Raw genomic sequence first — 26526 nt, 5'->3', positions numbered from 1 at the left:
ACGGGTCGAGCGGCATCGCGCCGCGTACGCGGCGCGTCGGAATCAACAGGCACATCGCGCGACACCCCCGCTGCCCGCGCCGAGGGCGCCGGAACCCACGCGGCCGCCCTCCTTGGCGAAGGTGCCGTAGACGTCGTCGTAGGCCATGTCAGAAGTCCCAGCCCTCGTCGTCCGCCGCGTCCGCACCGGCCGCCACGGCCTTGGAGTCGGCGAAGGCCTCGCCCGCCATGCCGGCCGCGAGCGTGGTGCCGTCCGCCGGGTCGATCAGCAGGAACGATCCGGTACGGCGCGAGTCGGCGTACGCGTCGAGCGCGAGCGGCTCGGCGGTACGGACCTTCACCCGGCCGATGTCGTTGGCGACCAGCTGCCCCGGCTCGGGGTGCTGGGAGAGGTCGTCCAGGGTCAGCCGGGACGGGATCTCCTTGACGATCGCCTTGACCGTGCGGGTCGTGTGCTTGAGCAGCACCCGCTGACCCACCGTCAGCGGCTGGTCCGCCACATGGCAGACCGTCGCCTCGACGTCCTGGCTGGTGGCCGGGGAGTCGCCGCTCGGGGCGAGGAGGTCGCCGCGCGAGATGTCGATGTCGTCCGCAAGGCGGATCGTCACCGACTGCGGCGCCCAGGCGATGTCCACCGACTCGCCCAGCGCGTCGATCGCGGTGATCGTGGACGTCTTCCCCGAGGGGAGGACGGTGATCTCCTCGCCGACCCGGAAGGCACCGGCCGCGATCTGGCCCGCGTAACCCCGGTAGTCCGGGTGCTCGGCGGTCTGCGGACGGATCACGTACTGCACCGGGAAACGTGCGTGGCAGGCCGTGAGGTCGTGGCTGACCGGGACCGTCTCCAGGTGCTCGAGAACGGTCGGGCCGCCGTACCAGTCCATGTTGGCGGAGGGCTCCACCACGTTGTCGCCGGCCAGCGCCGAGATCGGGATCGCGGTGATCTCCGGGACGCCGAGCTCGGAGGCGTACGTCGTGAACTCCTCGGCGATCGCGGCGAAGACGGGCTCCGCGTAGTCGACGAGGTCCATCTTGTTGACCGCCAGGACCACGTGCGGCACCCGCAGGAGCGCCGCGACGGCCGCGTGGCGCCGGGTCTGCTCGACCACGCCGTTGCGGGCGTCGACCAGGACCACGGCCAGCTCGGCGGTCGAGGCGCCGGTGACCATGTTCCGGGTGTACTGCACGTGCCCGGGGGTGTCGGCCAGGATGAACCGGCGGCGCGCGGTCGCGAAGTAGCGGTACGCCACGTCGATCGTGATGCCCTGCTCCCGCTCGGCCCGCAGGCCGTCGGTGAGCAGCGCCAGGTCGGGCGCCTCCTGGCCGCGCTTGATGGACGCGGCCTCCACGGCCTCCAGCTGGTCGGTGAGGACCGACTTGGAGTCGTGCAGGAGCCGGCCCACCAGCGTGGACTTGCCGTCGTCGACGGATCCGGCGGTCGCGAAACGCAGCAGGGTCGTCGCCGAGACGTCGGCGAACTGCTCGGTGGTGCTCGTCATGGCTAGAAGTACCCTTCGCGCTTGCGGTCTTCCATCGCGGCCTCGGACATCTTGTCGTCGGCGCGGGTCGCACCCCGCTCGGTGAGACGGGAGGCGGCGATCTCGGCGATGACGGCGTCCAACGTGGTGGCGTCGGAGTCGACGGCGCCCGTGCAGGACATGTCGCCGACGGTGCGGTAGCGGATGAGCCGCTTCTCCACCGTCTCGGTGTCCTTGGGGCCGCCCCACTCGCCGGCCGTCAGCCACATGCCGCTGCGGGCGAAGACCTCGCGCTCGTGGGCGAAGTAGATCTCCGGCAGCTCGATGCCCTCACGGGCGATGTACTGCCAGACGTCCAGCTCGGTCCAGTTGGAGAGCGGGAAGACGCGGACGTGCTCGCCGGGCGCGTGGCGGCCGTTGTAGAGCTGCCACAGCTCCGGGCGCTGGCGGCGCGGGTCCCACTGCGAGAACTCGTCGCGCAGCGAGAACACCCGCTCCTTCGCGCGGGCCTTCTCCTCGTCGCGCCGCCCGCCGCCGAAGACGGCGTCGAAGCGGAGCTGCTGGATCGCCTCGGTCAGCGGCACGGTCTGCAGCGGGTTGCGCGTTCCGTCGGGGCGCTCGCGCAGCTTCCCGGCGTCGATGTACTCCTGCACGGAGGCGACGTGCAGCCGCAGCCCGTGCTGGGCGACGACGCGGTCGCGGTACTCGATGACCTCGGGGAAGTTGTGCCCGGTGTCGACGTGCAGCAGCGTGAACGGCACCGGCGCCGGCGCGAACGCCTTCAGCGCCAGGTGCAGCATGACGATGGAGTCCTTGCCGCCGGAGAAGAGGATCACCGGCCGCTCGAACTCGCCCGCCACCTCACGGAAGATGTGGACGGCCTCGGACTCGAGCGAGTCCAGGTGCGACAGCGCGAACGGGCTGTCGGTCTCCTCATGAACATGGGCAACGGTGGTGGTCACGCCAGGCCCCTCTCGGTGAGCAGCGCGTGGAGCTGCGCCGCGGACTCCTGCACGGTCTGGTTCTGGGACTCGATCCGCAGATCGGGGTTGCGCGGCTCGTCGTACGGGTCGTCGACCCCGGTCAGGCCGCTGAGCTCGCCCGCGGCCTGCTTGGCGTAGAGCCCCTTCACATCACGCACGGAGCACACGTCCACCGGAGTCGCGACGTGCACCTCGACGTACGCGGTGCCCTCGGACTGGTGGCGCTTGCGGACGGCCTCGCGGCTGTCCTCGTACGGGGCGATGACCGGGACCAGCACCTTCACGCCGTTCGAGGCGAGCAGTTCGGCGACGAAGCCGATCCGCTGCACATTGGTGTGCCGGTCCTCGCGGCTGAAGCCGAGGCCCGCGGAGAGGAACTCGCGGATCTCGTCGCCGTCGAGCACCTCGACCTGGTGGCCCTCGCCGCGCAGGGTGCCGGCGAGCTCGTACGCGATGGTGGTCTTGCCGGCGCTGGGCAGGCCCGTGAGCCAGATGGTGGCACCGGTCACGTGAGTCTCCTGGGGTTCCGAAAAGTTCTGAGTGGCGCGAGGGGCCCGAGTGTCCTGAGGGGCCGTCATCCGTGCAGCCCGCATTCGGTCTTGCCCCGCCCGGCCCAGCGGCCGGCCCGGGCGTCCTCGCCCTCCTCGACGCGGCGCGTGCAGGGTGCACAGCCGACGGAGGCGTAACCGTCCATGAGGAGCGGGTTGGTGAGGACGCCGTGCTGGGCGACGTAGGCGTCGACGTCGTCCTGGGTCCAGCGGGCGATGGGGGAGATCTTGACCTTCCGCCGCTTCTCGTCCCAGCCGACGACCGGGGTGTTCGCCCTGGTCGGGGACTCGTCGCGGCGCAGTCCTGTCGCCCACGCGCGGTACGCGGTCAGGCCCTCTTCGAGCGGCTTGACCTTGCGCAGCGCGCAGCAGAGGTCGGGGTCGCGGTCGTGCAGCTTCGGGCCGTACTCGGCGTCCTGCTCGGCCACCGACCGACGCGGGGTCAGGGTGATGACGTTGACGTCCATCACGGCGTCGACCGCGTCGCGGGTGCCGATGGTCTCGGGGAAGTGGTAGCCGGTGTCGAGGAATACCACGTCGACCCCGGGCATGGCCCGGGAGGCGAGGTGGGCCACCACCGCGTCCTCCATGGAGGAGGTGACGCAGAACTGCTTGCCGAAGGTCTCGGCCGCCCACTGGAGGATCTCCAGCGCGGAGGCGTCCTCGAGCTCGCGTCCGGCCTGCTCGGCGAGCGCCTTCAGGTCGGTGTCCGTGGTGTCCTCGGTGATGGCCTGAGTCGTCGTCATATCTCTTCCCCTCCAGCTGGATTGCTCGAAGTGCCCGGGGCGAGGAGCCCCAGGAACTTCAGCTGGAAGGCTCGACTGCATGCCCGGCATTCCCACGCGCCGTGACCCTGCTCGTGCGGGAACAGGTCCTCGTCGCCGCAGTACGGGCAGTAGAACGGTGCGGCTCGCTCGCTCACGACAGTGCCTCCTCGGAGGCGCGCGCCGCCCAGGTGGCGAAGCGCTCGCCGTCCTCGCGCTGCTCCTGGAAGCGCGTGAGGACCCGCTCGACGTAGTCCGGCAGCTCGGTCGACGTGACCTTCAGGCCACGGACCTTGCGGCCGAAGCCGGCCTCAAGGCCGAGGGCGCCGCCCAGGTGGACCTGGTAGCCCTCGACGCGGTTGCCCTCGTCGTCCAGGACCAGCTGGCCCTTGAGACCGATGTCCGCGACCTGGATACGAGCGCAGGCGTTCGGGCAGCCGTTGATGTTGATGGTGATCGGCTCGTCGAACTCGGGGATGCGGCGCTCGAGTTCGTCGATGAGGGAGGCGCCGCGCGCCTTGGTCTCGACGATCGCCAGCTTGCAGAACTCGATGCCCGTGCAGGCCATCGTGCCGCGCCGGAACGGCGAGGGGTTGACGCGCAGGTCCAGGGACTCCAGGGCGGAGACGATCGACTCGACCTGCGCCTCCTCGACGTCCAGGACGATCATCTTCTGCTCGGCGGTGGTACGGACCCGGCCCGAACCGTGCGCCTCGGCGATCTCCGCGATCTTGGTGAGGGTGGTGCCGTCGACGCGGCCGACGCGCGGGGCGAAGCCCACGTAGAAGCGGCCGTCCTTCTGCCTGTGGACACCCACGTGGTCGCGCCACTGTCCGGCCGGCTGCTCGGGGGCGGGGCCGTCGGTCAGCTTGCGCTTCAGGTACTCGTCCTCCAGGACCTGCCGGAACTTCTCCGGGCCCCAGTCGGCGACGAGGAACTTCAGCCGGGCGCGGGTGCGCAGCCGGCGGTAGCCGTAGTCGCGGAAGATCGAGATGACGCCCTCGTAGATGTCCGGGACCTCCTCCAGGGAGACCCAGGTGCCCAGGCGGACGCCCAGCTTGGGGTTGGTGGAGAGGCCGCCGCCGACCCAGACGTCGAAGCCGGGGCCGTGCTCAGGGTGGTTCACGCCGACGAAGGCGATGTCGTTGATCTCGTGCGCCACGTCGAGCAGCGGCGAACCGGAGACGGCCGACTTGAACTTGCGGGGCAGGTTGGAGAAGTCCTTGTTGCCCACGATCCGGCGGTAGATCTCGTCGATCGCGGGGGTGCCGTCGATGATCTCGTTCTCGGCGATCCCGGCGACGGGCGAGCCGAGGATGACACGCGGGGTGTCACCGCACGCCTCGGTCGTCGACAGGCCGACCGCCTCCAGGCGGTTCCAGATCTCCGGGACGTCCTCGATCCGGATCCAGTGGTACTGGACGTTCTGCCGGTCCGTGATGTCGGCGGTGCCGCGCGCGAACTCCTGCGAGATCTCGCCGATGACCCGCAGCTGCTCGGTCGTCAGCCGCCCGCCGTCGATGCGGACCCGGAGCATGAAGTACTCCGCGTCCAGCTCCTCCGGCTCCAGGACACCGGTCTTGGTGCCGTCGAGGCCCTCCTTGCGCTGGGTGTACAGACCCCACCAGCGCATCCGGCCCCGAAGGTCGTTGGGGTCGATCGAGTCGAATCCACGCTTGGAGTAGATCGTCTCAATGCGTGTCCGCACATTGAGACCGTCGTCGTCCTTCTTGAACTGCTCATTGCCGTTCAGCGGCGTGAAGTGCCCCACGGCCCACTGGCCCTCGCCACGGTGACGGCTCACCTTGCGGCGGGGCGTGGCGGGTGCGGGGTTTTCCGGGGTGGCGGCCATGGCGTTTTGTCCTTCGGGACTGCGGGAGGGCGGCTCTGACCTGCACACTCGTACGTGGGTCAGGGGATGGCGCGACGGTGCGCAGCAGGGTCGGTCTGAAAGGTGCTCGCGGCGGTGCTGGTTCTCTCAGCGCGCCGAACACATGGCGCTGGACATGCGGCCGAGGTCGACGTGCCGCCGACTCACCAAGGCAATTCCAGTTCCAGACATGACGGAAGCGTGTCACGGGACTTTGGACCCAGTCCAGCTTCGTCCGCTATGTGGACAAGAGTGTCTCGCTGTGCGAGATGATGTGTCGTGGGTCACGTCCCGGGTCCTCCCGCGGGCCCGGGACGTGCGACGGGGGCAGGGCTCAGGCGTGCGCGCCGGGCCAGGGGCCGGGGGTCTCGGACTCCTCGACCTCCTCCACCTTGGTGTCGAACAGCGTGAAGCCCCGGCGCAGGTAGTTGTCCATCGCGTGCGGCCCGTCGAGCGAGCACGTGTGCAGCCAGACCCGACGCGTCGCCTCCCGCTCCGGCCACCGCTCGGCCAGGTCCCAGGCGCGCTGGACACCGTACGAGAGCAGGTGCCCGCCGATGCGGCGGCCCCGGAAGGCGGGGATGAGCCCGAAGTAGACGATCTCGACGACACCGTCGTCCTGCGGGTCCAGCTCCACGTACCCCGCCGGCGTCCCCTTGTCGTACGCCACCCAGATCTCGGCCCCGGGCTTCTCGACGATCTCCTGCCACTGCTTGTACGTGAGCGACAGCCGGTCGTTCCAGCGGATGTCGCCACCGACCGCCGTATAGAGGAAGCGGCTGTACTCGGGTGAGGGCACCTCGGCGCGCCGGACCGTGACGTCGTCGCCCTCCGGCGGGGGCGCGGCGCGGAGATCGGACGGCGAGGTCTGTTCGAGGGACCAGGTGGTGAGAGTGATGCGCATGGCCTCATCGCATCATGCGGAGCAGCGGATTCCCAGGCCGGTCCTGTGTGAGGCGGTCGGCGGTCGGCGGACTGCGGTCGGTGGGCCGACGGCTCCGTGGACCGCTGTCCGCATGGTGGACAGGGTTCCGCTCGGCCCCCTCGACCCGGGTGGCCGCCTACGCGCGGCCGAGTCGGGCGGACCGTACCGCCGGGGCCGTCGAGTGGGGCAGCAGGTCGGCGGGGTCCTCCGGACCCACGATCTCGACCCCGACCTCCTCGCTGAACCGGTACGGGCGGTGGGCGAGCACGCTCGCCAGGTTCCGGCGGATCCGCGACATCTCCGCCCGGACCGTCACCGTCCTCGTCCGGTCGCCGAACACGTCCTCCGCCAGCTCCGCCGCCGTCCGCCCGTCCCGGTGCAGGGCCAGGACGTACAGCAGCTCCGCGTGGCGCGGGCTCAGCTCCTGGGACCAGCTGCCCGCCGCCCCCGACACCGCCACCGACCAGCGGCGCGGCCGGCTCAGGTCGAGCACCACCCGGCTGACCGCCTCTGCGCCCGGCAGGGAGGAGACCCCCGACCGGTTCTCGTCCTCGACCCGGAGCAGCCAGCCGCCGGGCAGCGGCTCCACCGCGCACATCCCGAGCGACGGCAGCCACACCCGCCCCGCCCGGAAGGACTTCGGCAACGCGATCCGGTCCACCGGGGCGAGACCGGTGACCGCCGCCGTCCAGCCGTGCGCGTCCACCGCGACCGCGCGACCGCCCACCCGGCAGAGGATCGGCGCGGCCACCGAGCGCAGGCGCTCGATCGACCGCAGATGGCGGTCGCGCATCTCCGCCTCGGCGAGCTGCGCCACCGAGCCGACGAGCGCGAGCGTCGCCGGATGGAAACTGGACGCGGGTCCGCTCACGTCCACGATCCCCAAGAGCCGCTGGTCGCGCGGATCGTGGACCGGGGCCGCCGCACACGTCCAGCTGTGCAGAGTCTGGACGTAGTGCTCGGCCGAGTGGACCTGGACGGCCCGCCGCATCGCGAGCGCCGTCCCCACCGCGTTCGTCCCGGTGGTGTGCTCGGTCCAGGCCGCGCCCTCCTCCAGACAGATGCCGTTGGCCTGCCGCAGCACCGAGAGGTTGCCCTCGCGCCACAGCACCCGGCCCTGCTCGTCGGTCACCACCATGATCTGCATCGAGGCGTCCGCGATCCCGGCGAGCATCGTGCTCAGCGTCCGCATCACTTCGCCGAGGACGGTCGTGCGGCGGCGCTGCTCCAGCTCGTCGCGCTGGAGCAGCACGCTGCTGGTGCCCTGGTCCGGGTCAAGACCGAGCCGGAACATCCGCTGCCAGGAGGCGTCGATGACCGGCCGGGGGGCGATCGGCGGCGTGCGGCCCGCGAGCGTCTCCTCCCGTACCTGGTGCAGCAGTCGGGTCGCCTGGGCGGCGTCCATGGTGGCGAGCCGGTTCATGTCGAGCCGAGTGTTGTTCAGCTGCGTGTTCTTCATCGGTCTCTCCCAGCCACCCTTGCTGCTGCCTCGGTGCTGTATCGGTTCTGCGGGATTCCGGAGTGTGGTGCCCATCGTGCCGTCCTGTGGTCTCCGATGAGGGCGGGTTCGGGTAATCCTGCAACCCTTTGCAACTCTGGTAGCAACCGCTCTCGTGCGTGAGGGTGGTGCGAGCGGAGGGTGGTGCCGTGTCGGCGCAGCACCACCCACCGCTTCTCCCCGCGGCCCACGCAAGAACGACCCCGCGGCGGCCCCGCGCTCAGACCTCCACCCTCGCGCAAGCGTCCGACCGCGCTCAGACCTCCACCCTCGCGCAAGCGTCCGACCGCGCTCAGACCTCCGCCCTCGCGCAGACGTCCCATCGCGCGCAGACGTCCGACCGCGCTCAGACCTCCGCCCTCGCGCAGACGTCCGACCGAGCGCAGACGTCCGACCAGGCTCAGACCTCCGCCCGCGCCCGTTCCACCACCGTCGCCAGGTCCAGCGTCGACGGCAGCGTCCCGAACGCCGTGCCCCAGTCGCCGCCGAGACGCGAGGCGCAGAACGCGTCCGCCACCTCCGCCGGCGCCCACCGCACCAGCAGCGACCCCTGCAGCACCAGGGCCATCCGCTCCACCAGGCGCCGCGCGCGCCCCTCGATCCCGTCCAGATCGGCCAGTTCGGTCAGCATCCCCCGGATCGCCCGGTCGAGCCGGTGATCCGCGCCCCGCGCCTTCCCGACCTCCGTCAGGAACGCGTTCAGCGCCATCGGCTCCCTCTGCAAGGCCCGCAGCACGTCCAGCGCCTGGACGTTCCCGGAGCCCTCCCAGATCGAGTTGAGCGACGACTCGCGCAGCAGCCGGGGCATCCCCGACTCCTCGACGTAACCGTTGCCGCCCAGACACTCCGAGGCCTCCGCCACCGTCGGCGTACACCGCTTCGTCACCCAGTACTTCGCCACCGGCACCGCGATCCGGGCGAACGCCCGCTCGGCCTCGGAATCCGTGTCGTACGCCGCCGCGAGACGCATCCCGAGGACCGTCGCCGCCTCCGACTCCAGCGCCAGATCCGCCAGGACATTGCGCATCAGAGGCTTCTCGATCAGCACCCCGCCGAACGCCCGGCGGTACGCGGCGTGGTGCACGGCCTGCGCCACCGCCTGCCGCATCAGCGCCGCCGAGCCCAGCACACAGTCGAGCCGTGTCGCCGCCACCATCCCGATGATCGTGCGGACCCCGCGCCCCTCGTCCCCGACCCGGCGCGCCCAGGTCGTCCCGTCGAACTCGACCTCGGCGGAGGCGTTCGACCGGTTGCCGAGCTTGTCCTTGAGCCGCTGGATCGCGAACGCGTTCCGCGTCCCGTCCGGCAGGACCCGGGGCACCAGGAAACAGGTCAGGCCCCCCTGTCCCCCAGCGGGGGATGCCTGCGCGAGGACCAGGAAGCCGTCCGACATCGGCGCCGAGCAGAACCACTTGTGCCCGGTGAGAACGTACGTGCCGTCCTCCGCCAGCGGCCGCGCCTCCGTCGTGTTCGCCCGTACGTCGCTGCCGCCCTGCTTCTCCGTCATCCCCATCCCGAAGAGCACCCCGGCCTTCTCCGCCGGCGGCCGCAGCCCCTCCTCGTACACCCACGAGGTCAGCAGCGGCTCCCACACGGCGGCCAGCTCCGGGTCGGTCCGCAGCGCGGGCACGGCCGCGTGCGTCATCGACAGCGGGCAGCCGTGCCCCGCCTCGATCTGCGTCGTCAGCATGAAGCCCGCCGCCCGCCGCACATGACCACCCGGACGGCCCCACGCGTCCGTGAGCCCGGCGCCCACCGCCCTCCCCAGGAGCCGGTGCCAGGCGGGGTGGAACTCGACCTCGTCGATCCGGTTCCCGTACCGGTCGTGGGTCCGCAGCCGGGGCGGACACTCGTTCGCCAGCACCCCCCACTCCCGCGCCTGTTCCGAACCGGCGGCCCGGCCGAAGTCCGCCAGCTCCCCGTCCGCCTCCGCGAAGACCTCCGGGTCGAGATGGCGTTCCACGGCCTCGCTGAGGGCCCGGTCCGCGGTGAAGACGTCGTATCCCACCAGGGGCGGAGGCTGGTTGGTCACGGTGTGGGTGCTGGCTGCCATGCCGATACGGTAAGGAGGTGCAGGCAGCAAACGAAACACCCGAGCGGCGGCCCGGGACACGACTCCACCGGGCGCGAGTCCTCTACCGCAACGTCTCGAAGCGGAAGATGGTCTGGCTGCTCCTGAAGGACACCGTCAACTCGTGCATCGAGTACCGCATCCTCGGCCTCGCCGCCGAAGCCGCGTTCTTCACCCTGCTGTCCCTGCCCCCGCTGCTCCTCGGACTCATCGCCCTCCTCGGCTACGCCGACGACTGGACCAACACCGACACCGTCGCGAGCATGCGGGAGAACATCCTCCGCGCCGCCGGAACGGTCCTCTCCGACCGGGGCGTACGCGACATCGCCAAACCGCTCCTGGACGACGTCACCCAGGGCACCCGCCCCGAACTGGTCTCGCTCGGCTTCGCCATCGCCCTGTGGTCCGGCTCGCGCGCCGTGAACGTCTTCATCGACACCATCACCGTGATGTACGGACTCGACGGCCACAGGGGCATCGTCAAGACCCGGCTCCTCGCCTTCCTGCTCTACATCGTGGCGCTGCTCATCGGCGCGGTCGTGCTGCCGCTCGCCGTGGTCGGTCCCGACCGGGTGGTGGAGCTGATCCCCTGGGGCACGGAGGTCGTCTCCGTCCTCTACTGGCCGGTCGTCATCCTCCTCTCCATCGCCTTCCTCACCACGCTGTACCACGTGTCCGTGCCCGTCAGATCGCCGTGGATCGAGGACATCCCGGGCGCGCTCGTGGCCCTCGGGATGTGGGTGCTCGGCAGCTTCCTGCTGCGGATCTACCTCACCAGCCAGGTCGAGGGCCCGACCATCTACGGCTCCCTCGCCGCGCCCATCGCCGTCCTCCTCTGGATCGGCATCTCCGCCTTCGCCGTGCTCGTCGGCGCGGCCGTGAACGCGGCCATCGACCGGGTCTGGCCCTCGGTCGCCACCGCCGCCGCCCGCGAGGCCAGCGACCGGGCCCGCGCCGCCCAGGCCGCCGACCTCGTCGCCCGGCTGCGCGCGGAGGCGGAGGAGGTGGACGACGACGACCCCGACATGCCCTCGGAGTTCCCCGAACGCTGGTCGCGCTTCCTGCCCCCGGACGACGTCAAGTCGCGACTGCACTCCGGCTGGGAGAAGGACTAGGGGCTGTCCTACCCCGATCCGCCGGACAGGCCCTGGCGCGGGGCCTAGGCTCAGAAGGGTGTACGAGGAACGCCCCGCGCGCCTCGACGGCGCGGTCGTCTGGACCCTCACGCCACCGCCCGTGGGCGAGGAGCCGGTGCCCGTGCTGCCCGACGGCTGCATGGACCTGATCTGGCACGAGGGCCGGCTGTTCGTCGCCGGACCTGACACCGGCGTGTACGTCCCCGACGGCGATCCCGGCCGCTACGCCGGGATCCGCTTCGCACCCGGAGACGCGCCCGCCCTGATCGGCGTCCCGGCGAGCGCCCTGCGGGACCGGCGGGTCGGGCTCGGCGCGCTCTGGGGCGAGGCGCGGGCCCGGCGGCTCGCCGAGCGGGTGTCCGCCGCGCCCGACCCCGCCGCCGCACTGGAGAACCTCGCCGTCCACCGGGCGGCGGACGCCCCGGACCCCGACCCGGTGATCCGCGCCGTCGCGCGGCGCCTGGCCGCCGGACGGCCCGTGGCCGAGACCGCCGACGCCGTCGGCCTGGGCGCCCGTCAGCTGCACCGGCGGTCCCTGGACGCGTTCGGCTACGGGCCCAAGACGCTGGCCAGGATCCTGCGGCTCCAGCGCGCCCTGGCCCTGGTCAGGGCGGGCGTCCCGTACGCCGAGGCGGCCCTGCGCGCGGGCTGCGCCGACCAGGCCCACCTGGCCCGCGAGACCCGCGCGCTGGCCGGTACGACGCTGTCCGCCTACGCCTCTGCCTGGGCGAAGAGGGAGACCCCGCAGCCGTCCGGGTCGAGCACGACGGCGTAGCGCTGGCCCCACACGGCGTCCCAGGGCTTCAGATGCCCCTGGTACCCGGCCGCGACGAGCGCCTCGTACGTCGCGTCCACCTCCCGGGGCGAGTCGCAGAGGAACGCGAGCCCGATCCGGTCACCGCCCTCGGGCCGGGACCAGCCGGGATCGAAGGAGCGGACGACCTCCTCGGTGTCCCACGCGATCCGCATCCCCCCGGGCAGAGCGGCCTCCACGTGCGGCTGGCCGTCGGCCTCGGCGGGAACGTCGAGACCGAGCCGCCGGTAGAAGGCGAGCGAGGCGGCCATGTCGGAGACGACGAGGCCGATGACGTCGAGTCGTGGTGTGTTCATGGGGGAACGGTAGGCACGGCGCGGCCGCCGGGTCTTGCACGAATCGGACGCGGACGCACCGGGAAGTGGGGGCCAGGGGCCCGACGTACGCTGAGAGCGGGACCGCGCCCGACGGAGGTGCCGGCATGACCGCATCGGCCATTCCCCAGGGGCCCGGGGCCACCGTCTGGGCACCCGAGACGGTGACCACGGAGCCGTACAACGCGCAGACCCCCATGGCCGCGCTCGGCGACCCGGTGACGCCCGCCGACGCCCTCTTCGTACGCGACCACTTCGGCGTCCCGCGCACGGAGATCGGCCGGTGGCGGCTGCGCGTCGACGGCGCCGTCACCACACCGCTCACCGTCGACTACGAGCAGCTCATCGCCCTAGGCCGCGCCGACCCCTCCGGTCGCCGCGAGTTCGACGTCGTCCTGGAGTGCGCCGGGAACGGACGCGCCCTGATGAACCCCCGGCCGCCGGGCCTGCCCTGGGAGCGCGGGGCGGTCGGCTGCGCCCGGTTCGCGGGCGTGCCCTTCCGCCTGGTCGCCGAACGGGCCGGGGTCGACCCGGATGCCGTCGAGTTCGTCTTCGCCGGAGCGGACGAGGGACCCTTCCACGGGCGCAGGACCGCCTTCGAGCGCGCCCTGCCGCTCGCCGAGGCCCTGCACCCCGACACCCTGCTCGCCACCCACCTCAACGGCGAACCGCTCCCGCCCCGGCACGGCGCCCCGGTGCGGCTCGTGGTGCCCGGCCGGTACGCGGTCGCGGACGTGAAGTGGCTGGTCGGGGCGCGGGCCGTCACCGCACCCTTCACCGGCGTCTTCCAGACCGAGGAGTACGTCTACATCGCCTCGGACGGCACCCCCGACGGGCCCGTCGGCGCGATCCGCGTCAAGTCGCTCATCACCGCCCCCGAAGCGGACGAGGACCTGCGGCGCGGGACCGAGACCGTCGTACGGGGCAGGGCCTGGTCCGGCGGCGGCCGGACCGTCGGCCGCGTCGAGGTACGGGCCGAGGACGAGGACGGCACAGGACCGGGGGAGAGCGCCCCGGACGCGGGATGGCACGACGCCGAACTGGAGCCGCCCACCGGCCCGTACGCCTGGACGGGCTGGTCGTACCCGTGGACACCGCGCCGCCCCGGGCGGTACCGGCTGTTGGCCCGCGCGACCGACTCCCACGGCGCCACACAGCCGGAGCGGGCACCGTGGAACGCCCAGGGCTACGGCTGCAACACGGTCGCCACGGTCGAGGTGGTCGTCGTCTGACCGGCCGGTGGCCGCCCGCCGGCCGTCCGGCGGCCGTTCGGATTTTTCGGCGCGTGAAAATCGATCGCGCGGTCGGCCGGGGTGGAGCTAGGGTGTGGTCGTTCCTGCGGGTCGGACGGCCGAATCGTCCGAGTTCTGCCCTCCGCGGGTGTCGCCGTGTGTGTGATCCAGGAGGTGTGACCGATGGCTGTCATGACGACGGGCGCTGCCCTCATCCAGAAGCTCATCAACTCCACCCCTGTGGTCTCCGGCTGACCTTCCTTCTTCTCTGCGCGTCCACGCGGCGCGTGCCGGGGCCACCCTTGTGAAGGGTCACCCCTTGTCTTTCTCCTCTCTTGAGGCTTCTTCTCTTCAGGCTTCGACCTCGCACGCCCTCATCCCGTACGGCTGGGACGAGGGCTGGGAGGCCGCCTTCGCTCCCTACGCCGAGCAGGGGCTCCTGCCGGGTCGCGTCCTGCGGGTCGACCGGGGTCAGTGCGACCTGGTCACCCCGATCGGCACCCTCCGGGCCGACACCGAGTTCGTCGTGCCCCGCGACCCGCTGAAGGTCGTCTGCACGGGCGACTGGGCCGCCGTCGACCCGGACGGCGATCCCCGTTACGTACGGAACCTCCTCCCGCGCCGCACGGCGTTCGCGCGGTCCACGTCCTCCAAGCGGTCCGAGGGGCAGATCCTCGCCGCCAACGTCGACCACGCGATCATCACGGTCTCGCTCGCCGTCGAGCTCGACCTCGGCCGCATCGAGCGCTTCCTGGCCCTGGCCTGGGAGTCCGGCGCCCAGCCGCTCGTCGTGCTCAGCAAGGCCGACCTGGTGCCCGACCCGGTCGGACTCTCCTACCTCGTCGAGGACGTGGAGACCGTGGCGCCGGGCGTCCAGGTGCTGCCCGTCAGCTCCACGACCGGCGAAGGGCTCGACGTGCTCGGCGCGCTCGTCGCCGGCGGGACGAGCGTGCTGCTCGGCGTCTCCGGCGCGGGGAAGTCCACGCTCGCCAACACGCTCCTCGGCGAGGACGTCATGGGCGTCCAGGCGGCCCGTGACGTGGACGGCAAGGGCCGCCACACCACGACCACGCGCAACCTGCTCCTGCTGCCCGGGGGCGGTGTCCTCATCGACACGCCCGGTCTGCGCGGCGTCGGGCTCTGGGACGCCGAGACCGGCGTCGGCCAGGTCTTCTCGGAGATCGAGAGCCTGGCGGAGGAGTGCCGCTTCCACGACTGCGCCCACGAGGCGGAGCCCGGCTGCGCCGTGACGGCGGCGGTCGACGACGGCTCCCTCTCGGTGCGCCGACTGGAGAGCTACCGCAAGCTCCTCCGCGAGAACCAGCGGATCGTCGCCAAGACCGACGCCCGCGTGCGCTCCGAGATCCTCAAGGACTGGAAGCGCAAGGGCGCGGAGGGCCGCGCGGCGATGGAGGCCAAGCGCGGCGGCGCCGGCGGCCGCGTGCGGCACTCGGGCCGGTAGCGGTCCCGCCGGTCTCGTACGAGACCCGGTCCGGTACGGGAAGCCCCGGGGCAGCGCGGTGTCCGAAAACCGCCAGCCGCGCCCCCGGGGCTCCCGCACACTGGACAGCGTGAGGGAACAGGACACCAGCCAGGAGACCGGCCAGGACACCAGTCAGGTCACCGGCCACGGCACCAGTCACGACACCGGCCAGGACGTCGGTGAGGACCGCCGGTACGAGGCCGTCAGCAGCCGGGACGCACGCTTCGACGGCGCGTTCTTCTTCGCCGTCGAGACGACCGGGATCTACTGCCGGCCCAGCTGCCCCGCCGTCACGCCCAAGCGCAAGAACGTCACGTTCTTCCCGACGGCCGCCGCCGCCCAGGGCCACGGCTTCCGCGCCTGCCGGCGCTGCCGCCCCGACGCCGTGCCCGGCTCCGCCGAGTGGAACGTCCGCGCCGACGTCGTCGGCCGCGCCATGCGGATGATCGGGGACGGCGTCGTCGACCGCGAGGGCGTCCCCGGCCTCGCCGGGCGGCTCGGCTACAGCGCCCGCCAGGTGCAGCGCCTGCTCACCGCCGAGCTGGGCGCCGGACCCGTCGCTCTCGCCCGCGCCCAGCGGGCCCACACCGCCCGGCTGCTCCTGCAGACCACCGGGTTGCCGGTCACCGAGATCGCCTTCGCGTGCGGCTGCGCCAGCGTGCGCCAGTTCAACGACACGATCCGCCGCATCTACGCCCGTACCCCCACCGAGCTGCGCACCGAGTCCGGCACCGGCGCGGGGCCCCGCACCGCGCTCGCCGCAGGGGTGCCGCTGCGGCTCGCCCACCGGGGGCCCTACGCCGCCCGCGAGGTCTTCGACCTGCTCGCGGCCGAGGCCCTGCCCGGTGTCGAGGAGGTGCTCGGCGACCCCGGCGCCCGCACCTACCGTCGTACGCTCCGCCTCCCGTACGGCACCGGCCTCGTCTCCGTCGACGAGCGCTCCGCCGGGCCCTGGCTGGAGGCCCGGATCCACCTCACCGACCTGCGCGACCTGACCACCGCCGTCCAGCGGCTGCGCCGGCTCCTCGACCTGGACGCCGACCCGTACGCCGTCGCCGAACACCTCGGCGCCGACCCCGGCACCGCGCCCGTCCTCGCCGAGCTGGTCGCCGCCCGCCCAGGCGTACGGTCGCCGGGCGCCGCGGATCCCGAGGAGTTCGCGGTCCGGACCGTGACAGGCCCCGACGAGGCGGCGCGCCTCGTCCTGGCGCACGGCACACGCCTGGACACCGCCTGCGGCACGCTCACCCACATCTTCCCCGAGCCCGCCGCGCTCACCGCCCACCCCGAGGCAGGCCCGCTCGCCGCCGCGCTCACCAGCGGGGCCGTATGCCTCGACCCGGGCGCCGACCGCGACGAGGCGGAGCGCGCCCTGCGCGCCGTTCCCGGCGTCACCGCCGCCCAGGCCGCCCTCATCCGCATGCGGGCCCTCGGCGACCCAGACGTGGATCCCGAGGGCGCCGCCCGCTCCGAGAGATGGCGGCCTTGGCGCTCGTACGCACACCGGTATCTGGAGCTCGTCCCCCTAGGGGCCGGCGGACAGGCCCTGGGGGCCGGCCGGCCCGTACCGCCCGTACCGGCACAATGACTCCATGATCAACACTGACCTGCTCGGCCCCGGCGACCGCGACGCCTGGGAGCGTCTCTTCCGCGCGTACATCGACTTCTACGGCCGCAGCGAGGCCGACGCCCTCTACGACCGGGCCTGGAACGCCTTCCAGGAGGGCACGCGGCTCCACGCGCGCGTGGCCCGGCTCGACGGCCGTGTCGTCGGCTTCACCCACTTCTTCGTCCACCCCAGCACCTCGGGGCCGGACGTCTGCTACCTCCAGGACCTCTTCACCGACCCCGAGGCACGCGGTCAGGGCGTGGCGCGCGCCCTGATCGCCGCCGTCACGGAGTGGGCGCGGGAGCAGGGCTGCGACCGCGTCTACTGGAACACCCAGGCGTCCAACACCACCGCACGCCACCTGTACGACAAGGTCGCCCGCGACACCGGCTTCATCAAGTACCAGATCGATCTTCCGAAGTAGCCGCGGAGGTCTCCGGAAGGCCCCAGCTGTGGATCCGGCGGGGGTGGATCCGGATGACCTCCTCGCTGAAGTGCGGGCCGAGCTCGTGCGGCCCCACCAGGAGCTCGGCCACGCCCCGGATCTCCACCCCGCGCACCCGCCAGGGCCGCACGCTCGCCAGATCGTCGACGACCAGGGCAACCTTGGGGTTGGCCCCCAGGTTGCGCCACTTCTTCGAGCGGCCCATGGCCAACCCGCCGACCAGGACCGTGCCGTCCGGCTGCGGGAAGAAGCCGACCGGGTTGGCCTGCGGCTGGCCCGTCGGGTCGACCGTGGCCATCCGGGCGAGCCGCTGCGTCCGGAGATAGGCGAGCTCGGCCTCGCTGAAGCCCTCGAAGTCCCTCATACGGCCAGCATCGCGCGCCGCCCGTGGCGAGCGCATCGGCGCTCCGACGGAGATCCGGGCGGCCGGGGGTCCTAGGACCTCAGCCCCCGCTCAGGTAGAAGCCCCCGCTCAGGCCCTCAGCCCCAGATCAGCGCGCCCACCCACGCGCCGACGATCAGGAGGCAGGCGAAGAGCTCGACCAGGATGCTCGTGCCCGCCGCCCGCATCACCGTGCGCGTGGAGGCCATGGCCTGGCCGTGACCGCCCAGGCGGAGCCGCTCGGAGAGGTAGATCCCGCCGATGAATCCGGGGATCGCGCCGAGCACGGGGACCAGGAAGAAGCCGAGGAAGGCCCCCACTCCCGCGTACGTCACCATCCGCCGGGTGATGCCGACCCCCCGGATCCGGCGCTGCGGCAGCAGCCATACGACCACCTGGGTGAGCAGGAGCAGCGCGGTCGAGGCGACGAGCAGGATCCAGGCGAGCCCGCTCTGCTCGTGCAACGCCCACCAGAGCATGGCCGCCCACACCAGCCACGGCCCCGGCACGCCGGGAGCCAGTACCCCGAACAGGCCGAGCAGCATCACCATCGCGACGAGCAACAGCTGCCACACACCCATCTGCCCAGCGTGCAGGACCCATGATCTCCTCGCAGGTCGCAGCGTACGGACGGGGGGCGCCGCCCGGCCTCCCCTCCGCCGCGACCGCCCGGCCGCCGGCCCCCTACCCGCGGGCCACCCACCCCTTCTCGTACGCGTGCCAGCCCAGCTGGAGGCGGGTCGTGACGCCCGAGAGTTCCATCAGGCCCTTCACCCGGCGCTGGACCGTGCGCAGGCCCAGGTCCAGCTGCTTCGCCACGCTCGCGTCCGTCATGCCGGCCAGAAGCAGCGAGAGGACTTCCAGGTCCGTCGCGTCGGGGCCCGGCGCATCCGTCTCCGTGACCTGCGCGCCCGCGCCGAGACGTAGCGGCAGCGCCTCGCGCCAGACCGCCTCGAAGAGGCCCATCAGGGACTCCAGGAGCCCGCTCGCGTGCACCACGAGGGCCGCGGGCTCCGCTCCCCGGCCCGTCAGCGGGACCATCGCCAGGGCCCGGTCCGCGACCACCAGCTTGGTGGGCACCCGGTCCACCACCCGGATCTCCTCGTCCCGGCCGAGCGCCGCCGACAGCTCGACGATCCCCGACGGCAGCGTCAGGACCTCCCGCTCGACCACCACGCGGTAGCGCACGCCCCGCCCGGCGGCCAGCTCCTCCGCGTCGTTCTCCATGCCGGTCACCGCGATGGGCTTCCCCGTGACCAGCGCGCAGACCTCCTCCGTCGCGCCCAGCTGGAGCTGGAGGAAGCGGTGCGTGACCGCGCTCGCGCCCGTCACCACCTCCACCAGGTCGTGCACGGCGGGCTCCGCCGCCTCCGCGCGGTACTCCTCCGCGAGCAGCGCCGCCGCCAGCTCCGCCTGCTCCAGCTCGTGCCGCTGCTGGGTCAGCAGTGCGCCGAGCGCCACCCCCGGCGGCGCAGCCACCCACCGCCCGGTCCGCGCGGAGGACTGCGCGGCGAGCCCCTGCGACTCGAGGCGGCGCAACGCCCGCTCGGTGTCCGACTCCGGCAGGGCGAGCCGGTGCGCCAGATCCGTCACCTCGGCCGCGCCCAGCGCGACCAGCGCCCGATACGCGGACTCCTGCCGTTCGTCGAGACCTATCGCTCCCAGCATCGCTGCCCCACCCCTCACCGGACGTCCTGGTGCGTCCCGGACATTCCCCGGACGTTCACCGGACGCATTCGTTCCGTTGGTGCCCTGGCGGGAATCGGCCACGGCGCATTCCCGCCGCGCACATCATCCCTGCACCACCCTCACCTCTGCCAATGTGGCGCCACCGCAGCACCAACAGCCTCCGGTCACGGGCCCTTTGCCCGCCCTTGCCCGGAATCAGATGGGGAGAGCGATGCGCCCGATTTCGCGTACGGCCCTGGGGGCGGCGACCGCCGCCGTCCTGGCCGTCACCGCGGTCGCGCCGTCCACGGCCGCCGTGCCGCAGGACGACTCGACCGGCAATCGACCGCTGGTCGGCAGCGAGGCCCACGCGGCCCGCGCCGCGGAGCGGGCCGCCACCGTCACGCTGGTCACCGGTGACCGTGTCCTGGTCACCCACGACGCCGCCGGGAACCCGGCCGCCGCCGCACTGCCGCGCGAGGACGGGACCGTCCCCTTCGTCCAGACCCGCCGTTCGGGCAAGGACCTGTACGTCTACCCCGAGGACGCCACCTCCGCCCTCGCCGCCGGCCGTGTCGACGAGGAGCTCTTCAACGTCACCGGCCTGATCCGGCAGGGATACGACGACGCCGGCACCAAGACGCTCCCCCTCATCGCGGTCTACGGCTCCGACCTCGCCCGCTCCGTCCCGGCAGCCCCGCGCGGAGCGCAGCGCGGCCAGGTCCTCAAGGCCGTCGACGGCGTCGCCCTCAAGGCCGACAAGAAGCAGGCCGCCACCTTCTGGGCCGATGTGAACGCCCCCGCCGCCCGCTCCGCCTCCGGCCTGAAGAAGCTCTGGCTGGACCGCAAGGTCGAGGCCACCCTGGAGCGTTCGACCAAGCAGGTCCACGCCCCCGATGCCTGGGCCGCCGGCTTCGACGGCACCGGCACCAAGGTCGCCGTCCTCGACACCGGCGCCGACACCCAGCACCCCGACCTCAAGGGCCGGATCGTCGCCTCCGAGAACTTCACCGACTCCGACACCGCCGAGGACCGCGGCGGCCACGGCACCCACACCATCTCCACCGTCGGCGGCTCCGGCGCGGCGAGCGGCGGACAGAAGAAGGGCGTCGCGCCCGGCGCCGAACTCCTCAACGGCAAGGTCCTCAACGACTCCGGTTCCGGCGCCGCCTCCTGGATCATCGCCGGCATGGAGTGGGCCGTCGGCCAGGGCGCCGACGTCGTCTCCATGAGCCTCGGCAGCTCCGTACCCACCGACTGCACCGACCCGATGAGCGTCGCCGCGCAGGAACTCGCCCAGAACAAGGGCACGTTGTTCGTCATCGCCGCCGGCAACTCCGGCCCGACGCTCAACACCGTCTCCTCGCCCGGCTGCGCCCCCGACGTCCTGACCGTCGGCGCCACCGACCGCGACGACTCCACCGCGTACTTCTCCAGCAGCGGTCCGACGATCGTCCACCACACCCTCAAGCCGGAGATCGCGGCCCCCGGCGTCGACATCTCCGCCGCCGCCGTCGGCGGCCGGGGCGTCTACGCCTACCGGTCCATGTCCGGTACGTCGATGGCCACCCCGCACGTCGCGGGCGCCGCCGCCATCGTCAAGCAGCGCCACCCCGACTGGCCGGCCCAGCAGATCAAGGCCGCGCTCGTCTCCTCCGCCGAGAGCGCCGTCCCCGGCGACGTACGCCAGGTCGGCGGCGGCCGGCTCGACGTCAAGGCCGCGATCGACCAGACGGTCCTCGGCGCCGACGCCGTCCAGGGCGGCACCTTCAACTGGCCCCAGGACACCGGCGACCGCACCTCGGTGGCCGTCCCGTACACCAACACCTCCGACAAGGCCGTCACGCTGACGCTCGCCGTCGAGAAGGTCACCGGCAACGACGGCTCCCGCGTCACGTCCTCCGTCGCCCGGCTCGCCGGGCGCACGGTCACCGTCCCGGCCCGCGCGACCGTCGAGGTCCCGCTCCACCTGGCCCCTGCCGCCCACCTGGAGCGCGCCCAGTACGGCGACGTCACCGGACGGGTCGTGGCCACCGGCCGCGACGGCATCCACGTCTCGACGCCGTTCTCGCTCTACGTCCAGCCCGAAACGGTCACCCTGCGCGTCAAGTTGATCGACCGTCAGGGCAAGCCCGCCGACGGCCCGTCGTCGCTGGACCTCATCGGCACCGACACGGCGACCGGCGAGCGCCGCTTCAACGAGGGCGCCACCGACCAGGTCTTCCAGCTGCGGCCCGGCAGCTACTTCCTCAGCTCCTTCGTCGCCACCCCCGACGCGGGCGAGGGCGCCACGCTGAACGACTCGCTCAGCTACCTGGCCCGCCCGCAGATCGAGGTCAAGAAGGACACCACCGTCGTCCTCGACGCCCGCAGGGCCCACAAGCTGTCGGTGCAGACCGACAAGGCCGGTGAGCGGCGCGGCACCACCCTGGCCTTCGCCCGCTCCTGGGACGACACCTGGCTGCACGCCGGCACGGCCGCCGGCACCCGCTCGATCCGCGGCTACTACGCCTCCGTCGAAGGCCGCGCCGACGACGGCGACTTCGAGTTCGGCAGCTACTGGCGCACCGCCGCCCCGCAGGTCACCTCGCTGAAGACGGCCGACGGCACCGTCCTGCACCCGGTCACCGGCTCCCTCGGCTCCGACAACCTCGACGGCACCGGCTCCGCCCGGCTCGTCGACGCGGGCACCGGAACGCCCGAGGAACTGACGGCCGCCGACGTCAAGGGCCGCGTCGCCCTGGTCCGCCTCCCGGACACCTCCACCAACGTGGCCGCCGTCGCCCGGAACGCCAAGGCCGCCGGAGCCGTCGCCGTCCTCGCCCACCGCACGTCCACCGCGCGCTGGTACCCGACGGCCGGCTTCACGGGAGCCGGGCTCCCGGTCCTCGCCGTCGACGCGGCCGAGGGCGCGGCGCTCCTCGGCAAGCTCTCCGCCGGCGAGGTCACCCTCTCCTGGAAGGCCACCGCGAAGAGCCCGTACCTCTACAACCTCGCGTTCCCCGAGTCGGGCCAGATCCGGGACGACAGGACCTACCGGGTCCGCGACGGACAGCTGGGCCGCACCGAGTCCACCTACGGCTCCATGGGCGTCGCCACCGACTTCGTCGACAGCCCGGCGGCCTACCGGCCGAACGGCACCGCGGTCTACTTCGGCGCGATCGAGACGGCCCCGGCGCCCGGCACCCGGACGGAGTACTACACGGCCGGGGACACCCAGTGGGAGACGGTCCTCTCCTCCAGCTTCCCCTTCGGGGAGTTCATGATGGGCGCCAGGCACGCGTACAAGGCGGGGGAGAAGCGCACCGAGCGCTGGTACGACGGAGTCATCGCCCCGACGGCCCCGCGGGACGCCACGGGTAAGCCGGTCCTCGTCGCCGAACGCCAGGGCGACCTCATCGGTTTCGCCGACTCCATGTGGGCCGACAACACCCACTACTCCCAGCCCGGGTCCTTCGGGGACATCGGCAACCTCCGGCTCAGCAAGGACGGTGAGGTACTCGGAGAGACCGGATGGCCGTTCGGGGCCTTCGAAGTCCCGTCCGAGCGCGGTACGTACACGCTCGAACAGAACACCATGAAGATCGGCAGCAAGGTGTGGAACCGCTCCACATCTGTCAACTCGGTATGGGAATTCACCTCCGAGCTCGACGAGAGCGTCTACTCTCAAGGCATCCCGATTATCTTCCCCCGGTACAACCTGCCGGAGGACGGACTGAAGACCCTCGCCGCGACCGACGGCCAGCAGATCGGCCTCACCGCGACGGGTCACGCGGGCTACACGCCCGCCGCGCTCACCTCGGCCAAGCTCTCGTACTCCTACGACGGAGGCACGACCTGGGCGGAGGCGCAGGTCTCGCAGCGGGGCGGCACCTGGACGGCGACCGTGAATCACGCGGGCGCGTCCGGCAAGCCGGTCACCCTGAAGACCGAACTGACGGACGCCAAGGGCAACTCCGTCACCCAGACCGTGGTCCGCGCTTACGACGTGCGCTGATCACGCCGGTCCGCCGGGCGTCCTTCCCGTGGGGGGTGGGGTCGCCCGGCGGGCCTCTTTTTCGGCATGTCCCGTTTTCTGACGCCCTGTGCGGTGGACAATAAGGGCATGACTCAGCAGGGGGACAACTGGTGGGACAAGCTCTACGACGAGTCGGCGCCGGACACGGCCCCGACGACCACGGGCGACACGCTCGACGACCGTTTCGACTCCGCGTCCCGGGCGACGACGGGCACCACGCCGGCCGCCGGGACGGCGCCCCCGGCGAAGGCACGGCCGCCTCAGCCGCCCAGGCCTCCTCAGCCTCCCCGGCCGCCGCGGGCTCCGTGGGAGCCCCTCGACGGCCCCGGGCCCGGCCCCGGCCCCGGCTCCGAGGCCGACCTCGACCTTGACGGACCGCGCTCCTTCCCGGCGGCGCCCCCACCGGGCCCCGACGCGCACGCGCACGCGGACACGGATACGAACGCGGACACGACCGCCGACGCGGACCCCACGCTCGTCGTCGACCTGCCCGCGCCGGACGAGCCCACCGCGCCCCCACCCCTGCCCCGCCCCCGTACCGCGCACATCGGGAACAGGCCGCCCACCTACGAGGCCGAGCCGACCGCGCTCCCCATGGCCCGGCCGGGCGAACTCGGCGAACTGGTCGCCGACACCGTCCTCGACGGCGCGCGCTACGGCTCGTACACCCTGCGCGCCGCCTCACAACGCGGCGACTCCGCCCGCTACCGCGGCGAACCCCGCAGGGACGCCCTGCTCACCGCCCGGTTCGGCCACGAGGAGGCCGCGCTCGTCCTCGTCGCCGTGGCGAGCGGCGCCCGCGCCGCCGAGGGCGCGCACCTCGCCGCCGCCGACGCCTGCCGCTGGATCGCCGAGGCCGTAGGCCGCAGCCACGCCCGGCTCTCCGAGGACATCCGCTCCGGCCGCAGGGGCGACCTGAAGTCGGGGCTCCACCGGCTCACGGACCGTACGTACGGCAAGCTGCGCGCACGCGCCGCCGAACAGGGCGTGGAGCCCGAGGAGTACACCGCGAGCCTGCGCTGCCTGCTGCTCTCCGCCGACCCCGACTGCCGCACCCGGGTCTTCTTCGGCATCGGCCCCGGCGGCCTCTTCCGGCTCCGCGACGGCGCCTGGCAGGACATCGAGCCGCTGCTCCCGGAGCCCGCCTCGCTGAGCGGCGCCCCGGTCGTCGGCTTCGGCTCCCCGCCGTCGGAGACGGCCGAGGGCGACCGACAGACCATGCGGCTCGGCGTCACCGGTCCCCCTGGCGCCCCCTTCGTCGAGGACCCCCTCCCACCGCCCGCCGAACCGTTCCGCTTCCGTGCCTCCGTCGCCCGCCCCGGCGACACCCTCCTCCTCGCCTCGAACGGTCTCGCCGAGCCGATCCGGAGCGAACCGGCCCTCGCCAAGGAACTCGCGGAGCGCTGGGCCTCCGCCGAGCCGCCCGGGCTCGCGGCCTACCTCGCCGACACACAGCTCCGGGTGAAGGGGTACGCCGACGACCGTACGGGGGTGGCCGTCTGGGAGGCGTAACGGTCCGCCCCATGTGTTGATGGATCCATGGCCAAACAGAACGTTGCGGAGCAGTTCGTCGACATCCTCGTCCGGGCGGGCGTCCGGCGCCTGTACGGCGTGGTGGGCGACAGCCTGAACCCCGTCGTCGACGCCATCCGCCGTACGCCCGACATCGACTGGATCCAGGTCAGGCACGAGGAGGTCGCCGCCTTCGCCGCCGGGGCGGAGGCGCAGATCACCGGCCGTCTCACGGCGTGCGCCGGCTCCTGCGGCCCGGGCAATCTGCACCTGATCAACGGCCTGTACGACGCGCACCGCTCGATGGCCCCGGTCCTCGCGCTGGCCTCGCACATCCCCTCCAGCGAGATCGGCCTCGGCTACTTCCAGGAGACGCACCCGGACCGGCTCTTCTCCGAGTGCAGCCACTACAGCGAGCTGATCTCCAACCCGCGGCAGATGCCGAGGCTCCTCCAGACGGCCATTCAGCACGCCGTCGGGCAGAGCGGCGTCAGCGTCGTCTCGCTCCCCGGCGACATCGCGTCGGAGCCCGCGCCCGACACCGCCTTGCAGACCGCCCTCGTGACGTCCCGGCCCACCGTCCGTCCGGGTGACACCGAGATCGACGCGTTGGTCCGGATGGTCGACGAGGCCGATCGGGTGACGCTGTTCTGCGGCAGCGGCACGGCCGGCGCGCACCCGGAGGTCATGCAGTTCGCCGAGCGGGTGAAGGCCCCGGTCGGCCACGCGCTGCGCGGCAAGGAGTGGATCCAGTACGACAACCCGTTCGACGTCGGGATGAGCGGCCTGCTCGGCTACGGAGCGGCCTACGAGGCCACCCACGAGTGCGATCTGCTGATCCTGCTCGGCACGGACTTCCCGTACAACGCCTTCCTGCCGGACGACGTCAAGATCGTCCAGGTGGACGTCAGGCCGGAGCGCCTTGGACGGCGCTCCAAGCTCGACCTGGCGGTCTGGGGAGACGTACGGGAGACACTGCGCTGCCTCACGCCGCGCGTGCGCGCGAAGACGGACCGCCGCTTCCTCGACAAGATGCTGAAGAAGCATGCCGACGCCCTCGAAGGGGTCGTCAAGGCGTACACCCGCAAGGTCGAGAAGCACGTACCGATCCATCCGGAGTACGTCGCCTCGGTCCTGGACGAACTCGCCGACGACGACGCGGTGTTCACCGTGGACACCGGCATGTGCAACGTCTGGGCGGCGCGCTACATCACCCCCAACGGGCGCCGCCGCATCATCGGTTCCTTCTCGCACGGCTCGATGGCGAACGCCCTGCCGCAGGCGATCGGAGCGCAGTTCACGGACCGCCGCCGCCAGGTGATCTCGATGTCGGGCGACGGCGGATTCTCCATGCTGATGGGCGACTTCCTCACCCTGGTCCAGTACGACCTCCCGGTGAAGATCGTCCTGTTCAACAACTCCTCCCTCGGGATGGTCGAGTTGGAGATGCTGGTGTCCGGCCTCCCCTCGTACGGCACGACCAACCACAACCCCGACTTCGCCGCCGTCGCCCGCGCGGCAGGCGCCTACGGCGTCCGCGTGGAGAAGCCCAAGCAACTCGCGGGCGCGCTCAAGGACGCCTTCAAGCACAAGGGCCCGGCCCTCGTCGACATCGTCACCGACCCCAACGCCCTGTCGATCCCCCCGAAGATCAGCCGCGAGATGGTCTCCGGCTTCGCGCTCTCCGCCAGCAAGATCGTCCTGGACGGCGGGGTCGGCCGCATGCTCCAGATGGCCCGCTCCAACCTCCGGAACGTGCCTCGGCCCTGAGGGCTCA

At 72.3% G+C, this 26526-nt stretch carries 23 protein-coding genes; 9 read left to right on the top strand and 14 right to left on the bottom strand.

Annotated elements, in window-relative coordinates; genetic code table 11:
* Positions 1 to 148: 148 nt before the first annotated feature.
* The 10 genes from ACGFYP_RS14265 to ACGFYP_RS14220 all read right to left on the bottom strand — a co-directional run bounded on the left by ACGFYP_RS14265 (position 149) and on the right by ACGFYP_RS14220 (position 10118).
* Positions 149 to 1498: a GTP-binding protein gene (locus tag ACGFYP_RS14265; RefSeq protein WP_361966976.1), complete on the bottom strand. Its 1350-nt coding sequence runs from the start codon at positions 1496 to 1498 to the stop codon at positions 149 to 151.
* A gap of 2 nt (positions 1499 to 1500) precedes the next feature.
* Positions 1501 to 2439 (bottom strand): sulfate adenylyltransferase subunit CysD, encoded by a 939-nt coding sequence (gene cysD / locus ACGFYP_RS14260; protein WP_393491834.1) that lies wholly within the window; start codon positions 2437 to 2439, stop codon positions 1501 to 1503.
* A complete protein-coding gene (cysC, locus tag ACGFYP_RS14255) occupies positions 2436 to 3038 on the bottom strand; it encodes an adenylyl-sulfate kinase (protein WP_393491831.1) in 603 nt (200 codons plus the stop codon). Before cysC ends, cysD begins: the two co-directional genes overlap by 4 nt.
* Complete coding sequence (locus tag ACGFYP_RS14250; protein WP_361966984.1) at positions 3035 to 3754, bottom strand: phosphoadenylyl-sulfate reductase; 720 nt, start codon at positions 3752 to 3754, stop codon at positions 3035 to 3037. Before ACGFYP_RS14250 ends, cysC begins: the two co-directional genes overlap by 4 nt.
* Positions 3751 to 3930, bottom strand: coding sequence for a hypothetical protein (locus tag ACGFYP_RS14245; RefSeq protein WP_393491825.1), 180 nt, complete (start codon positions 3928 to 3930; stop codon positions 3751 to 3753). The genes ACGFYP_RS14250 and ACGFYP_RS14245 overlap by 4 nt, the downstream gene beginning before the upstream one ends.
* Positions 3927 to 5624 (bottom strand): nitrite/sulfite reductase, encoded by a 1698-nt coding sequence (locus tag ACGFYP_RS14240; protein ID WP_393491820.1) that lies wholly within the window; start codon positions 5622 to 5624, stop codon positions 3927 to 3929. The genes ACGFYP_RS14245 and ACGFYP_RS14240 overlap by 4 nt, the downstream gene beginning before the upstream one ends.
* A 126-nt stretch (positions 5625 to 5750) precedes the next feature.
* Positions 5751 to 5834, bottom strand: a complete 84-nt coding sequence (locus ACGFYP_RS14235) for a putative leader peptide (protein ID WP_352077884.1) — start codon at positions 5832 to 5834, stop codon at positions 5751 to 5753.
* Between the two features lie 142 nt (positions 5835 to 5976).
* Positions 5977 to 6546, bottom strand: coding sequence for a GNAT family N-acetyltransferase (locus tag ACGFYP_RS14230; RefSeq protein WP_393491816.1), 570 nt, complete (start codon positions 6544 to 6546; stop codon positions 5977 to 5979).
* A gap of 157 nt (positions 6547 to 6703) precedes the next feature.
* Positions 6704 to 8026, bottom strand: coding sequence for a GAF domain-containing protein (locus ACGFYP_RS14225; protein ID WP_393491811.1), 1323 nt, complete (start codon positions 8024 to 8026; stop codon positions 6704 to 6706).
* A 439-nt stretch (positions 8027 to 8465) separates the two neighbouring features.
* Entirely contained in the window at positions 8466 to 10118 is a 1653-nt protein-coding gene (locus tag ACGFYP_RS14220; RefSeq protein WP_393491806.1) for an acyl-CoA dehydrogenase family protein, read from the bottom strand.
* 17 nt (positions 10119 to 10135) lie between these two features.
* On the opposite strand from ACGFYP_RS14220, the gene ACGFYP_RS14215 reads away from it, so the two are divergent.
* Both ACGFYP_RS14215 and ACGFYP_RS14210 read left to right on the top strand, forming a co-directional pair.
* Entirely contained in the window at positions 10136 to 11251 is a 1116-nt protein-coding gene (locus tag ACGFYP_RS14215; RefSeq protein ID WP_393491800.1) for a YihY/virulence factor BrkB family protein, read from the top strand.
* A 58-nt stretch (positions 11252 to 11309) separates the two neighbouring features.
* Positions 11310 to 12047, top strand: a complete 738-nt coding sequence (locus ACGFYP_RS14210) for a helix-turn-helix domain-containing protein (protein WP_393491796.1) — start codon at positions 11310 to 11312, stop codon at positions 12045 to 12047.
* On the opposite strand, the gene ACGFYP_RS14205 is transcribed toward ACGFYP_RS14210, so the two are convergent.
* Positions 11984 to 12382: a VOC family protein gene (locus ACGFYP_RS14205; protein ID WP_393491790.1), complete on the bottom strand. Its 399-nt coding sequence runs from the start codon at positions 12380 to 12382 to the stop codon at positions 11984 to 11986. The genes ACGFYP_RS14210 and ACGFYP_RS14205 overlap by 64 nt on opposite strands.
* Before the next feature lie 125 nt (positions 12383 to 12507).
* Between ACGFYP_RS14205 and ACGFYP_RS14200 the strand changes: the two genes are divergently transcribed.
* The 4 genes from ACGFYP_RS14200 to ACGFYP_RS14185 all read left to right on the top strand — a co-directional run bounded on the left by ACGFYP_RS14200 (position 12508) and on the right by ACGFYP_RS14185 (position 17148).
* Entirely contained in the window at positions 12508 to 13632 is a 1125-nt protein-coding gene (locus ACGFYP_RS14200) for a sulfite oxidase (RefSeq protein WP_393491785.1), read from the top strand.
* A 319-nt stretch (positions 13633 to 13951) separates the two neighbouring features.
* Positions 13952 to 15094, top strand: coding sequence for a ribosome small subunit-dependent GTPase A (gene rsgA / locus ACGFYP_RS14195; RefSeq protein ID WP_393491780.1), 1143 nt, complete (start codon positions 13952 to 13954; stop codon positions 15092 to 15094).
* 58 nt (positions 15095 to 15152) lie between these two features.
* A complete protein-coding gene (locus ACGFYP_RS14190) occupies positions 15153 to 16703 on the top strand; it encodes a bifunctional transcriptional activator/DNA repair enzyme AdaA (RefSeq protein ID WP_393491775.1) in 1551 nt (516 codons plus the stop codon).
* A gap of 4 nt (positions 16704 to 16707) precedes the next feature.
* Positions 16708 to 17148: a GNAT family N-acetyltransferase gene (locus tag ACGFYP_RS14185; protein ID WP_393491770.1), complete on the top strand. Its 441-nt coding sequence runs from the start codon at positions 16708 to 16710 to the stop codon at positions 17146 to 17148.
* On the opposite strand, the gene ACGFYP_RS14180 is transcribed toward ACGFYP_RS14185, so the two are convergent.
* The 3 genes from ACGFYP_RS14180 to ACGFYP_RS14170 all read right to left on the bottom strand — a co-directional run bounded on the left by ACGFYP_RS14180 (position 17120) and on the right by ACGFYP_RS14170 (position 19219).
* Positions 17120 to 17533 (bottom strand): PPOX class F420-dependent oxidoreductase, encoded by a 414-nt coding sequence (locus ACGFYP_RS14180; protein ID WP_361967014.1) that lies wholly within the window; start codon positions 17531 to 17533, stop codon positions 17120 to 17122. The genes ACGFYP_RS14185 and ACGFYP_RS14180 overlap by 29 nt on opposite strands.
* A gap of 116 nt (positions 17534 to 17649) precedes the next feature.
* Positions 17650 to 18132 carry a DUF456 domain-containing protein gene (locus tag ACGFYP_RS14175; protein WP_393491763.1) on the bottom strand — a complete coding sequence of 161 codons (483 nt, stop codon included), beginning with the start codon at positions 18130 to 18132 and terminating at the stop codon, positions 17650 to 17652.
* A gap of 103 nt (positions 18133 to 18235) precedes the next feature.
* Complete coding sequence (locus ACGFYP_RS14170; RefSeq protein WP_393491759.1) at positions 18236 to 19219, bottom strand: helix-turn-helix domain-containing protein; 984 nt, start codon at positions 19217 to 19219, stop codon at positions 18236 to 18238.
* 232 nt (positions 19220 to 19451) lie between these two features.
* On the opposite strand from ACGFYP_RS14170, the gene ACGFYP_RS14165 reads away from it, so the two are divergent.
* From ACGFYP_RS14165 to ACGFYP_RS14155, 3 genes are all read left to right on the top strand, one after another.
* Positions 19452 to 23216, top strand: a complete 3765-nt coding sequence (locus tag ACGFYP_RS14165; protein ID WP_393491755.1) for a S8 family serine peptidase — start codon at positions 19452 to 19454, stop codon at positions 23214 to 23216.
* Between the two features lie 108 nt (positions 23217 to 23324).
* Entirely contained in the window at positions 23325 to 24749 is a 1425-nt protein-coding gene (locus tag ACGFYP_RS14160) for a protein phosphatase 2C domain-containing protein (RefSeq protein ID WP_393491750.1), read from the top strand.
* Between the two features lie 27 nt (positions 24750 to 24776).
* A complete protein-coding gene (locus tag ACGFYP_RS14155) occupies positions 24777 to 26519 on the top strand; it encodes a pyruvate dehydrogenase (protein WP_393491743.1) in 1743 nt (580 codons plus the stop codon).
* Positions 26520 to 26526: the final 7 nt, after the last annotated feature.

This window comes from Streptomyces sp. NPDC048370 (genome assembly GCF_043200825.1).
In the GTDB taxonomy this organism is placed as follows: Bacteria; Actinomycetota; Actinomycetes; order Streptomycetales; family Streptomycetaceae; genus Streptomyces.
The sequence above is the reverse complement of the archived record's forward strand: the minus strand, read 5'-3'. Positions and strand labels throughout refer to the sequence as shown.

Coding starts and splice junctions, on each gene's coding strand:
- ACGFYP_RS14265 (WP_361966976.1), bottom strand. CDS start 1,498: ATGACGAGCACCACCGAGCAGTTCGCCGACGTCTCGGCGACGACCCTG.
- cysC (WP_393491831.1), bottom strand. CDS start 3,038: ATGACGGCCCCTCAGGACACTCGGGCCCCTCGCGCCACTCAGAACTTT.
- ACGFYP_RS14250 (WP_361966984.1), bottom strand. CDS start 3,754: ATGACGACGACTCAGGCCATCACCGAGGACACCACGGACACCGACCTG.
- ACGFYP_RS14240 (WP_393491820.1), bottom strand. CDS start 5,624: ATGGCCGCCACCCCGGAAAACCCCGCACCCGCCACGCCCCGCCGCAAG.
- ACGFYP_RS14235 (WP_352077884.1), bottom strand. CDS start 5,834: ATGTCTGGAACTGGAATTGCCTTGGTGAGTCGGCGGCACGTCGACCTC.
- ACGFYP_RS14230 (WP_393491816.1), bottom strand. CDS start 6,546: ATGCGCATCACTCTCACCACCTGGTCCCTCGAACAGACCTCGCCGTCC.
- ACGFYP_RS14225 (WP_393491811.1), bottom strand. CDS start 8,026: ATGAAGAACACGCAGCTGAACAACACTCGGCTCGACATGAACCGGCTC.
- ACGFYP_RS14220 (WP_393491806.1), bottom strand. CDS start 10,118: ATGGCAGCCAGCACCCACACCGTGACCAACCAGCCTCCGCCCCTGGTG.
- ACGFYP_RS14205 (WP_393491790.1), bottom strand. CDS start 12,382: ATGAACACACCACGACTCGACGTCATCGGCCTCGTCGTCTCCGACATG.
- ACGFYP_RS14200 (WP_393491785.1), top strand. CDS start 12,508: ATGACCGCATCGGCCATTCCCCAGGGGCCCGGGGCCACCGTCTGGGCA.
- ACGFYP_RS14185 (WP_393491770.1), top strand. CDS start 16,708: ATGATCAACACTGACCTGCTCGGCCCCGGCGACCGCGACGCCTGGGAG.
- ACGFYP_RS14180 (WP_361967014.1), bottom strand. CDS start 17,533: ATGAGGGACTTCGAGGGCTTCAGCGAGGCCGAGCTCGCCTATCTCCGG.
- ACGFYP_RS14175 (WP_393491763.1), bottom strand. CDS start 18,132: ATGGGTGTGTGGCAGCTGTTGCTCGTCGCGATGGTGATGCTGCTCGGC.
- ACGFYP_RS14170 (WP_393491759.1), bottom strand. CDS start 19,219: ATGCTGGGAGCGATAGGTCTCGACGAACGGCAGGAGTCCGCGTATCGG.
- ACGFYP_RS14165 (WP_393491755.1), top strand. CDS start 19,452: ATGCGCCCGATTTCGCGTACGGCCCTGGGGGCGGCGACCGCCGCCGTC.
- ACGFYP_RS14160 (WP_393491750.1), top strand. CDS start 23,325: ATGACTCAGCAGGGGGACAACTGGTGGGACAAGCTCTACGACGAGTCG.
- ACGFYP_RS14155 (WP_393491743.1), top strand. CDS start 24,777: ATGGCCAAACAGAACGTTGCGGAGCAGTTCGTCGACATCCTCGTCCGG.